This window comes from Ideonella paludis (assembly GCF_018069865.1).
Taxonomy (GTDB): Bacteria; Pseudomonadota; Gammaproteobacteria; order Burkholderiales; family Burkholderiaceae_C; genus Ideonella; species Ideonella paludis.
The window spans coordinates 39,054-50,588 of the sequence record NZ_JAGQDG010000003.1 but is presented as its reverse complement, the minus strand read 5'-3'; the positions used below and the strand labels follow the sequence as shown (position 1 = coordinate 50,588).

Annotated in this window: 8 protein-coding genes; 6 read left to right on the top strand and 2 right to left on the bottom strand. The window is 65.1% G+C overall.

The annotated features are described in order from the left end of the window. Positions 1-128: 128 nt before the first annotated feature. Positions 129-2,486, top strand: a complete 2,358-nt coding sequence (locus tag KAK11_RS07980; protein ID WP_210808081.1) for a penicillin acylase family protein — start codon at positions 129-131, stop codon at positions 2,484-2,486. Between the two features lie 146 nt (positions 2,487-2,632). Then, entirely contained in the window at positions 2,633-5,383 is a 2,751-nt protein-coding gene (locus tag KAK11_RS07975) for a TonB-dependent receptor plug domain-containing protein (protein ID WP_210808079.1), read from the top strand. A gap of 56 nt (positions 5,384-5,439) precedes the next feature. On the opposite strand, the gene KAK11_RS07970 is transcribed toward KAK11_RS07975, so the two are convergent. Together KAK11_RS07970 and KAK11_RS07965 are read right to left on the bottom strand one after the other, a co-directional pair. Beyond that, on the bottom strand, positions 5,440-6,429 hold the full coding sequence (locus KAK11_RS07970) for a tetratricopeptide repeat protein (RefSeq protein ID WP_210808077.1): 990 nt from the start codon (positions 6,427-6,429) through the stop codon (positions 5,440-5,442). Between the two features lie 55 nt (positions 6,430-6,484). After that, on the bottom strand, positions 6,485-7,942 hold the full coding sequence (locus tag KAK11_RS07965; RefSeq protein ID WP_210808075.1) for an aminotransferase-like domain-containing protein: 1,458 nt from the start codon (positions 7,940-7,942) through the stop codon (positions 6,485-6,487). 152 nt (positions 7,943-8,094) lie between these two features. Between KAK11_RS07965 and KAK11_RS07960 the strand changes: the two genes are divergently transcribed. From KAK11_RS07960 to KAK11_RS07945, 4 genes are all read left to right on the top strand, one after another. Then, positions 8,095-8,397 carry a DUF2917 domain-containing protein gene (locus tag KAK11_RS07960; RefSeq protein ID WP_210808073.1) on the top strand — a complete coding sequence of 101 codons (303 nt, stop codon included), beginning with the start codon at positions 8,095-8,097 and terminating at the stop codon, positions 8,395-8,397. 101 nt (positions 8,398-8,498) lie between these two features. Further along, positions 8,499-8,666, top strand: a complete 168-nt coding sequence (locus tag KAK11_RS07955) for a hypothetical protein (RefSeq protein WP_210808071.1) — start codon at positions 8,499-8,501, stop codon at positions 8,664-8,666. A gap of 186 nt (positions 8,667-8,852) precedes the next feature. Next, a complete protein-coding gene (locus tag KAK11_RS07950; protein ID WP_210808069.1) occupies positions 8,853-10,547 on the top strand; it encodes an NAD(P)/FAD-dependent oxidoreductase in 1,695 nt (564 codons plus the stop codon). 515 nt (positions 10,548-11,062) lie between these two features. Continuing rightward, on the top strand, positions 11,063-11,530 hold the full coding sequence (locus tag KAK11_RS07945) for a hypothetical protein (protein ID WP_210808067.1): 468 nt from the start codon (positions 11,063-11,065) through the stop codon (positions 11,528-11,530). Positions 11,531-11,535 lie beyond the last annotated feature (5 nt).

Here is an 11,535-nt window from a genome sequence, read left to right as displayed (position 1 = left end):
TGGGCATGTCAGAGGACATCGGCTTATCGTCCGGCGCCACAGGGGCTTGAGCGCTTGGGGTAGATGCGGTGGCGGGAGCGTGGCCAAAGTCGCAACATGGGGCCATCACTTCAAACCCAGGAGCCTGCATGTCACGCTTCCCCCCTTCCGCCGCCCTGCTTTGCAGCATCACCGCCTTGCTGGGTGCCTGCACCAGCACCGGCTCCACTCCCGACATCTTGGCCGCCCGCACCGCCCAGATCGAGCGCACCACCCACGGCGTGGCCCACATCACGGCACCGGACATGGAGACCTTGGCCTACGGGGTGGCCTATGCCCATGCGCAAGACAACGTCTGCCAAACCGCGCAGCAGTTGCTGACGGTGCGCGGGGAGCGCTCCAAGTTCTTGGGCGGCAGCGCCCGCGGCCTGCTGGGCTTGCGGGCATTGCCCAATGAACAAATCGACTTTTTCATTGCGGCCCACATGGACGATGCCGCGCTAGAGCGCGCCTGGGCCCGCAGCAGCACTGAAGCCCAAGCCATGGTGCGCGGCTATGTGGCGGGCTTCAACCGCTATCTGGCCGACCATGCCCAGAAGCTGCCGGCGTCTTGCGCCGGCCAGGCTTGGGTGCGGCCGATGACCGAAGCCGACATGCGTCGCCTCAGTGAGATCAGCAGTGTGCAGGCCGGCATTGCAGCCCTGGCCGATGGCATGTTGGGGGCGCAGCCCCCAGCAGCCAAAGCAGCCCAGGCCGCAAGCCTGCCGCCGCTGGCGCTGGCCGCCGCTGAAATGCGCGAGCGGGGCCTGCTCGACTCGCCTTACGGCTCCAACGCCTGGGCCTTTGGCAAAGACAGCAGCGCCAATGGCCGGGGCTTGCTGCTGGGCAACCCGCACTTCCCTTGGGTGGGTGTGAACCGCTTTTGGCAGATGCACCTGACCATCCCCGGCCAGTTGGATGTGATGGGCGCGGCCATCGGCCACGGCGCGGTGGTGCAGATCGGCTTCAACAAAGATGTGGCCTGGTCGCACACGGTCTCCACCGGCAAGCGCTTTACCTTGCATGAGCTGAGTTTGGTCGAGGGCCAGCCCACGCAATACCTGGTGGACGGCAAGCCTGAAGCCATGCGCTCGCGCAGCCTGAGCATTCAGGTCAAGCAGGCCGATGGCAGCCTCGCCACCAAGACCCACACCGTCTGGGCCACCCGCTGGGGCCCGGTGGTGGTGGTGCCCAATGCTCGGCTGGGCTGGACGGCGCAAACCGCCTATGCCTTGCAAGATGCCAACAGCGGCAACGCCCGCTCGGTCGACACCTGGCTGGCGCTGAACCGTGCGAGCAGCGTGGCCGACATGCGCCAAGGCTTGGCCAATTTGGGCACGCCCTGGGTCAACACCATTGCCGCCGACCGCCATGGCCAAGCCCTGTATGCGGACGCCAGCGTGGTGCCCGATGTCGACGCCGCCCAACTCCAGCGCTGCGCGCCCAGCGCAGGGGCAGCCGCGCTGTTCAAGGCCGCTGGCTTGGTGGTGCTCAATGGCAGCCGCAGCGATTGCGACTGGCGCCGCGACAGCACCTCTGCCGTGCCGGGCCTGACGCCCATCAGCCGCCTGCCTCTGGCGGTGCGCACCGACTGGGTCCACAACAGCAATGACAGCTTTTTCTACAGCCACCCCGCCCAAAAGTTTGAGGGCATCTCGCCCTTGGTGGGCGACGCCAGCGTCAACCGGCCACGCACCCGCGCAGGCTTGAGCGAGATACCGCAGATGCTGGCCCGCGGCAAGGCCAGCCCGGCCAGCGTGCAGCAGCAGCTTTTTGCCAACCAGAACTTCATCGGCGCCCAAGTGGTGCCCGACCTGCTGGCGGCTTGCCAAGCCAGCCCGCCGGCGAGCGCAGACGCCAGAGAGGGCTGCGCGGCGCTGAAGGGCTGGAACCTGACCAGCAATGGGGACGCCCGCGGCGCCCATCTCTTCAGAGAGTTTTGGCGCACCGCGCGCAGCATTCCTCAAGTCCACCGTATTCCTTTTGACGCCGCCCAGCCTGTGGCCACGCCCACGGGCTTGAGGATGGCTGACGACGCCGTGGCCAGCAAGGTGTGGGAGGCCTTGGCGGGTGCGGCCAAGAAGGTCAAAGATGCCGGCTTTGCCCTGGATGCGCCACTGGCCAGCGTTCAGCGCCCCGTCATCACCGACCAGCCCATTGGCCTGCATGGCGGCGACGAGATCGAAGGCGTGCTCAACAACCTGGGCGACCGCGCCGCACCGGGCATCGGCCCCAAGGGCCTGCGCATCGACTATGGCACCAGCTATGTGCAGACCGTCACTTTTGACGAACGTGGCCCGCTGGCCCAAGCCCTCCTGACCTACGGCCAAAGCAGCGAGCCGGGTTCCGTGCATGCCACAGATCAACTTCAGCGTTACGTGGCCAAGCAATGGCCGGTGCTGCCCTTCCACCGTGCAGACATTGAGCAAGCGCGCATCGCGCCGCCGCTCACGCTCAAAAGGCCTTGACACACGGCGATACACGCTGACGCAACACATAGGGTTGAAACGGAGGGCGCGGATCACCCCCAGCGCCAGAATGGGTTTCCACTTCATGCAGGCCAGCCTCTCGCTCAGGCCTGCGTGTACATCAAATCTTCCTGGAGAGGACGCCCATGTTCCAACGCACACGACTCTGTGCCAGCCTGATGCTGGCCTTCAGCGGCAGCTTGGCCTTCAGCAGCAGCGCGCAAGCCCAAGCCACCGCAGAAACCCAGCGGGTTGAGGTCACCGGCTCGTCGATCAAGCGACTGGCTTCTGAAACCGCCCTGCCGGTGACGGTGATCAACCGTGAGCAGATCGAGAAGAGTGGGGCCACCAATGTCGAAGACGTGCTGCGCCGCGTCTCAGCGAGCTCCGGCATGCTCTCCGACAGCACCCAAGGCGTGGGCTATGCCACCTCTAACGCCAATATGCGAGGCCTGGGTCCCAACTCCACCTTGGTGCTGCTGAATGGCCGGCGCTTGGCGGGTCACCCCTTTGGCTCGATTGGAGGCTCGGTGGCGGTGGACTTGAACAGCATTCCCTTTGCGGCCATTGACCGCATTGAAGTGCTGCGCGATGGCGCCTCCGCCATTTACGGCACCGATGCCGTGGGCGGCGTGATCAACTTCATCACCCGCAAGGACTACACCAACGGTGAGATCAAGCTGCGCTACGGTGACACCGAAGCTGGTGTGGGCGGCAAAGAAACCGGCGCCTCTCTCGCCTTTGGTACAGGCGACTTGAGCAAAGATGGCTACAACTTCTTGGTCACGGGCAACGTCAAAAAGCAGACCCGTATCCAGGCCGTCGACCAAGGGCTGTATTTGCGCCACGCCAGCGAAGTGCCCGGCTCGCTCCCTCCCACCTCCTTCCGAGCCTTTCCGGGCCGTTTGATGGACCTGGGCATTACCCCTGGCGCTTACACCAACCCCGGCGCCAATATGGCGGCCTGTGATCCGGTGAACAGCGTGGTTCAAACCGGCGCGGGCACCACGCCCAGCGGAGACCCTGTCTTGCGTTGTCGCGCGATCTACGCCGCACTCCTGGACAACCTGCCCGACAGCACCAAGTCGGACCTGTTTGGCCGAGCCACCTTCAACCTCAGTGCCGATCACCAAGTCTTTGTCGAAGCCTCAATGGCTCGCAATGCCACCATTGGCCGGGTGGCCCCCACCCCGATTGACGGCTCGGCCATGAAGGTGCGCGCCGACGGCAATTACCCGAACGTGGTGATGCCCACCACCAGCCAGTACTTTCCGATCGCGTTGTTGACCCGCTTGGGCTATACCGCCGCCGACTGGGACCCGGACGGCGACGGCTTTGCCGAGATCGCGACCCGCTCCCTGGACGTGGGCAACCGCGTGAGCGACAACACGAACGAGCAGTACCGCGTGGTGGTGGGTGCCACCGGGGTGCTGTCAGGCTGGGACTATGACGCGGGCCTCAACTACGCGCAGTCTCGTGGCACTTTGGTCTATAGCGGCTATCTGCTCGAAGAGCCTTATCTCGCTGCGCTGCGCACCGGCAACGTCAATCCCTTTGGGCCGAACGACCAAGCGGGCAAAGACTTGCTGGCGGCGGCTGGCCTGAGCGGCACCGTGCGCAAGTCCACCGGCACCACCTTGGCATTTGATGCCAAGGCCAGCCGCGAGCTGGGCAAGATGGACGGAGGCGCGATGGCCATTGCGATTGGCACCGACCTGCGCCAAGAAAAGGCCAATGACCGGCCGGTGAACGCCGAGTACTCCAAGGGCTCACACATTGGTGGTGAGGGCTCGGTGCCCACCACTACGGCCAGCCGCAACATCTATGCGGTGTACTCAGAGTTGTCCATGCCCTTTGCCAAGGGCGTGGAGCTGACCGCAGCCGCGCGCTATGACAAATACAGCGACTTTGGCGGCAGCTTCAACCCCCGCTTGGCCTTGCGCGTACAGCCCAGCAAAGACCTGCTGCTGCGCGCCAGCGTGGGCACCGGTTTTCGCGCACCGACCTTGTGGGACGTGAACAGCCCCGTCTCCAACTCCAACACGGCCGACGCGCGCACCGACCCTGAATGCCCGGTCGGCAAAGAGGACGATCCTCGGTGCGAGACGCAGTTCAACGTCCGCTTCTCCAGCGACAAAAACCTGAAGCCCGAGACCAGCCGCCAGTTCGCGATTGGCATGGTCTTGGAGCCGGTGCGCAATGTGAGCGTGGCGCTGGACTACTGGAACATCCAGAAGAAGGATCAGATTGGCGTGATCTCTGGCGACGGCATCATGTCAAAGCCTGAGCTCTATGCCAGGTACAAAGACCGCGTTAAGCGCACCAGCGAAGGCTTCATCTCCTACATCGAAACGCCAGTTGAAAACCTCGGCGGCTTGAAGACGTCTGGGCTGGATCTGGACGTGCGCACCGGCTTTGGCCTGGGCGACCTGGGCAAAGTGGGGGTGAGCCTGAACGGCACGTATGTCATCAAGTGGTCGCAACAAGACGGCAAAGATCAGCCCTATGCCGACTATGTTGGACTGTCTACCGGCGTCAACGCGCCGGTGCCACGCTGGCAGCACACCTTGGGCTTTGATTGGTCTTGGGGCGCGTGGAACACCTCACTGGAAAACGTCTTCACCAGCGGCTGGACCGAAACCGCCGCAGTGGTGGATTCGAACCTGGGTGTGAGTGAGCCCTACAACGTCAAAGACACCAGCCGCTGGAACCTGGCGGTGGGCTACAGCGGCTTCAAGAACCTGAAGCTGACACTGGGTGTGCGCAACCTGCTGGACACCGAGCCGCCGTTTGTGGCCTCGTCCAGCTATGGCTCCCATGCAGCAGGCTTTGCGGGCTCCTTCGCCGACCCGCGTGGTCGCTTCTGGTACGCCTCTGCGGCCTATCAGTTCAAGTAAGCGCCATTGGCCGACAGCACCAGCCGCCCCTCGGGGCGGCTTTTTCTTGGCTGCGCTCAGCGCAGCGTGTCCAAGCGCTGCTTGGCGTCCTCCACCAAGTTCTTGGCGGATGAGCCCTTGGCCACAAAGCGCTGGAATGCCGCCTTGGCGGCCTCTAACTGGCCGAGGGCTTGTTGCGAGACACCGCGGCGGTAGTCCACCGGCAGGCGGTCTGCGCCGGGCAAGGGGGCGAGCTTGTCGAGCAATTGCAGGGCTTGCTCATGCGCGCCGCTGACGGCGTGCAAGCGCGCCATGCCCCACAGGCCCAGGGCATCGGCGCGCTCGCGCATCAGGCGCTCCAGCGTGGGGCGCACGCGCTCGGTGTGCCCGTCGTTCAGCAAAGACATGGCGGCCGACAGCTGCCATTGGCGCACGTCGCGGGCCAAGCTGGTGTTGGGGTCCAACTGCAAAGTTCCCAGCACCTTGAGCGCTTGGTCGAACTGCTTGTCATGCAGGGCCAAACGGCCTTGCAGCGCCGTCACCTGCTCAGGCTTGGGGGCGGCCTGGGCGATCTCTTTGGCGGTGCTGACGCTGCCGCCCACCAAACCCGGGGCTTGCAGATAAAACTCCACCACCGCCCCACGCGCCGGGAACCACGCGGGCTCCAGGGCAGAAGCCGTGCGCAGCTCCTCCTTGATGCGGCCCACGCTGCCTGCCATCTTCATCAGGCCTTCGGACATGGCTTGCACGCCCAAAACAGCACCCCAGGCGTAATGGCAGGCCGCCGACTTGGACGCGCGCTCCACACACTGCTGCGCCCGGGCCAGCGCTTGTTGCCGCTGCGCCGGTGCGTCGCTGCGCAAGGACGCCAAGGCCATCGCCAGCACGGCCTGCTCATCGCTCGGGTCGGCGGCCGCCCGAGCGCTGCCCACGCGCGCCAGCTCGGTGTAGTTGTCGTTCAGCAGCAGGGCCTCTAGCGCCGGCTCTTTGAAGACTTGGGCCTGCACGGCGGATGCCGCGCACAGCGCCGTCAACATCAGGGCAAGCGTGCTCAGAGGTTTGGTCATCTTGATCTCGGCGTGGGCACTCATAGCCCGGCATTGTGTCAGCCGCAGGCTGTGCTCAAGCCACCAGCGGCAGCGCTTTGCCCTTCTTTGCCGCCAGCATGGCGCAGGCCAGTTGGCCCACGCGACGCAGCCCTTGGCGGTGCGCGTCGTCCCACAGGCCGCCCAAGCCCAATCGCACACAATGCCGAAAGCGATCCGTGGCACTGAACATGGTGCCGGGTGCAATGCAAATGCCCTCGGCCAAGCAGGCCTGATAGAGCAGCACAGAGTCCAGCCCTTTGGGCAGCTCCAGCCAGAGGATGAAGCCGCCCGGCGGGTCGGTCACGCGTGTGCCCGCCGGAAAGTGCTGCGCAATCAAGCCGCGCGCCTCGTCCATGCGCGCCGCAATGGTGCTGCGCAGGCGGCGCAGGCTGGCCTCATTGCCGGTTTGGGTCAGCAGGTCGGCCATGGCGCGCTCCATGAAAGTGGCTTGCCCGCCAGCGGTGGCCGCCTTGAGCCGCTCCAGCTTGTCGCGCCAGCGCCCGGCGTCCAGCCAGCCCAGGCGCAGGCCCGGCGCAATGGTCTTGCTGAAGGAGCCGCACATCATCACCAAGCCACTGCTGTCATAAGAGCGCACGGCGCGGCGGCGCTCTTCTTGCTCGGCCAGGCCGTTGTAGATCACGTCCTCGATCAGCGGCACGCCACGCTCGGCCACCATGCGCGCCAAGCGTTGGCGGTCGGCCAGCGGCATGCAGGCCCCGACTGGGTTGGACAGCGTGGGCACCGTCAACACCGCCTTGACGGGCTGGGTGTCAAAGGCCAGTTGCAGCGCATCCAAAGAAATGCCGGTGCGCGGATGCGTGGGGATCTCCAGCGCGCGCAGGTGCAGGTTCTCCAGAATCTCCAGAAAACCAAAGTAGCAGGGCGACTCCAGCGCCACCACATCGCCCGGCTCGCACACCGCACGCAGGCACAGCGAAATGGCCTCCAGGCAACTGCTGGTGATCAGCACATCGCTCGGGTCCACGGCGCAGCCCAGCGTCACGGCATGGCGGGCGATGGCGCGGCGCAGTTGTTCATCCCCCGGGCCATGCGGGTACTGGCACAGCGTGGTGCGGTGGCGCGTGACCGCACGGTTCATGGCCCGGCGCACGCGCTCCACATCAAACAAGGCCGACTCTGGGCAGGCCGCCCCAAACGAGACCACACCCGGCTCACGGGCCATGCGCATCACCGTGGCGGCCAGCGCCCCCACATCCACCCGCTGCGACTGGGCGGGCGGGCGCGAGGTCTCGGGCTCGGGCAGGGCCGCGGGCCGGGCCGCCACAAAGTAGCCCGAACGCGGCCGCGCCTCGATCAGCCGCGCATCTTCCAAGCTGCGATAGGCCTGCACCACCGTGGCCATAGACACACCCCGGGTGCGCGCCACGTCCCGCACCGAATGCAGGCGCTCGCCGCGCACCAAGGCCCCGGCGCGGATGGAGTCGGCAATCGATTCAGCAATTTGCAGGTAAAGCGGGTCGTGCGTGGTCATGGCTCGATTCTGTATGGCTCACCGTCAACCCGACCAACACAGATGACGCCCAAAGCGACCCATACAGGCCCAGCAAACCGAGCGCTGTATGGGGCCAGTTGGCCACCTGCTGTGGCTGGCAGGGCGCACAGTGCCTGCCTATCGTCAGGGCCATGAACACCGCCCTCCCCCCGCTTGCGGCGCCCGCAGCCACCGCAGCCATGGCCCCCACCGCCGTGCCCAAGGCCGCTCAGCCCAGCACTCCAGTGCACACACTGGCCCCCGGCGCCTTGCGGCGACTGCGCGGCTGTGCAGGCCGCCAAGTCACCGTGCTGCAAGGCCGGCTGTGGCTGACCGAGCCGGGCGATGCGGATGACCACTTTGTGGCGGCGGGGCACACGCGCGTGCTCTTCAGCGACGGGCCGGTGGTGATTGAAAACGACGGCCCGTGTGAGGTGCGCTATCAGTTGACCTAGCGGTTTTGGACCTCCGTTTGAGTTTTGTGGCCTAATTGAGGGTTCTGGATGACGCCACTGGGGCGCATTCCGCCTGATTTTCTCGTTCAACGGAGCCATTCATGGGCAACAAGATCGTTACCGAAGCTGACCGCAAAGCCACTCCCCGTCCTGCTGCCCCCACTGGCGTCGCTTTCACTGCTGGCCACGGCCAAAAGGTGAGCCTGGAGCGCGGCTCGCACACCCGCAGCAAGAAGAACCCTGGCAAGCGGGCCAAGAAGGGCGGTTAATCCGCTTCATCGGCTCAGGGTGCTGCTCACACAGCGCCTTCGGGCGGTTCAACCTCCGCCCCCCGCCAGCGGCCCTGCCGTGTGAAGCCACCTGACGAGGTGGTGCCACCGACAAGGCCGCTTTGCCGTTTTCGGGCCACCGTCTTTCCTGCGCCATCAGCCACCCGCCGACACCCTTCATCCATCATGCTTCGCATCACCGAACTGCGTTTGCCCCTGAACCACGCCGAGGACGCGCTGCGCCCCGCCGTGGTGGCCCGCCTCGGGCTGGCCCGCGATGCGGACTTGCTGAGCTTCACGGTCTTCAAGCGCGCCTATGACGCCCGCAAAAAGACCGCCATGGTGCTGATCTACACCGTGGACTGCGAGCTGGCCGATGAAGCCGCGGTGCTGGCGCGCCACCAGGGCGACGCCCATGTGCGCCCCAGCCCCGACACGCGCTACCAATTTGTGGGCCATGCGCCAGCCGACTTCTACACGCCGGGCGAGCGCCTGCGGCCGGTGGTCATCGGCTTTGGCCCCTGCGGCATTTTTGCGGCCTTGATCCTGGCCCAGATGGGCTTGAAGCCCATCGTGCTGGAGCGCGGCAAAGCCGTGCGGGAACGCACCAAAGACACCTGGGGCCTGTGGCGCCAGGGCGTGCTGGACCCCGGCTCCAATGTGCAGTTTGGCGAAGGCGGCGCCGGCACGTTCTCTGATGGCAAGCTGTGGAGCCAGATCTCCGACCCGCGCCACCTGACCCGCAAAGTCTTAACGGAGTTTGTGAAGGCCGGCGCCCCTGAAGAAATCCTCTTCGTCAGCAAGCCACACATCGGCACCTTCCGCCTGGTGAGCATGGTCGAGAAAATGCGCGCCGACATCGAAGCCCTGGGCGGCGAGATCCGCTTTGGGCAACAGGTGGTTGATCTGCGCGTTGAGAAAGACCGCTCGGGACGACGCCATGTGCGTGGCCTGACATTGGCCAGCGGCGAAGAGCTTCGATGCGACCATGTCGTGCTGGCCCTGGGCCACAGCGCCCGCGACACCTTCACCATGCTGCACGAGCGCGGCGTGCAGATGGAGGCCAAGCCTTTCTCCATCGGCTACCGCATCGAGCACCCGCAAAGCGTGATCGACAAGGCCCGCTTCGGTCCCAACGCCGGCCACCCCCTCTTGGGGGCGGCCGATTACAAGCTGGTGCACCACGCCAGCACCGGCCGCGCCGCCTACAGCTTTTGCATGTGCCCCGGTGGCACGGTGGTGGCGGCCACGTCCGAGCCAATGCGCGTGGTCACCAACGGCATGAGCCAGTACTCGCGCAATGAGCGCAACGCCAACGCCGGCATCGTGGTGGGCATTTCGCCCCAAGACTACCGCCGCGACCCCGGCGGCAGCGGCCCGGTGAACCCGCTGGACGGCATGGCCTTCCAACGCATTTGGGAATCTCGTGCCTATGAGCTGGGCGGTGGCGGCTATGTGGCCCCCGGCCAGTTGGTGGGCGACTTCCTCAAGAACCAACGCGGCCCGCGCTCCGGCCAAGCCTTTGGCAGCGTGATGCCCTCTTACAAGCCCGGCGTGCATCTGACCGACCTGTCAGAACCCGGCCGCGAGAGCCTGCCGCCCTATGTGCTGCAAACCATCCGCGAAGCCCTCCCCGCCTTCGGCCGCCAGATCCGCGGCTTTGACATGGCCGATGCGGTGTTGACTGGCGTCGAGACCCGCACCTCCTCCCCCTTGCGCATCAACCGCGGCCGCGACTACCAAAGCCTCAACACAGTTGGTCTCTACCCTGCCGGCGAAGGCGCGGGCTACGCGGGCGGCATCATGTCGGCCGGTGTGGATGGCATTGAAGTGGCCGAGGCGCTGGGGGCGGCGATGTTGGGGGTTTCTTCGCGGGCTTGACTTGTTTGCTTGGCGTGCCTGCGTGCGTTGAGCTTGGCGCTTGATCGGCGGTTTCTTGGCTTGCTGCGGTGTCTTGGCATGCTGCAGTTGCTGGGCTTGCAACGGTTGAGCATGCGCTGCCACAGGCCATAGCCCGGGGCTCATGCATCGGCGGTCGGCCAAGGCCGACTTCCCTCGGTACTCGGTCAAGCGCGTGCGCCGTCAAACTCCCTCCGCTCGCCTTTGGCTCGCTGTGGTCAAACAATGACGGCGAGTCAGTTCTTGAAGCGCGTGAGTACACGCGCCACGCCCTTGCCCTGCGCGCCTCGGCGCCTCAGAAATCGCCCCGGGCTATGGCCTGCGCCAACGCAATTCCGGCGTCATCGGCCTGCGGCGAATCGCTCCTTTGTGCCTCGGGCATTGCGTCCAAACAGGCCGTGTCTGTCAGTGATCAGTTCGTGCAAGCGAGGCTTGCTGCAGGCAGAACTCGCAGACAAAATGTCTTCAAGGGAGGGTGCCGCTTTTGACGGCCGAATATGCTGAATGGAAGGACATCGGACAAGCTGCAAGCTTTTGCCACGGCAGGCTTTTTTGACTGCGATTCCCATGGCATTGCGTGGACAGGCTTTGTTGTTACTCAGCAGCTCTATCGCCCAGAATCCCGGTTGTGCATCAGAGAAATGAGCGATTCAGCAACCTGCTCGGAGTGTGATTCAAAGCAGAGCGAGGCGATCGTTGAGTACGGATCGTATGTACTGCGATGCGCTCAATGCGGAGAAGGCATCGTTGCTACGTCATTTCTCGCTATGCGCGATGTCGAGGGTGAGTTCATGGCGTATCACGATCCGGGTCACGGAAATCAACCCTCCCCTGAAGCCCTAATTGCGGAAGGTTCGCTCAAGCAGATTCATCAAGCAATATCGTCGGTGGCAGGAACGGGATCGTCGGTGTTAATCGTTTCTGCCCAACCCTGCATTGCAGCGGACGCAGCAGCCGCCCGCTGAATTTG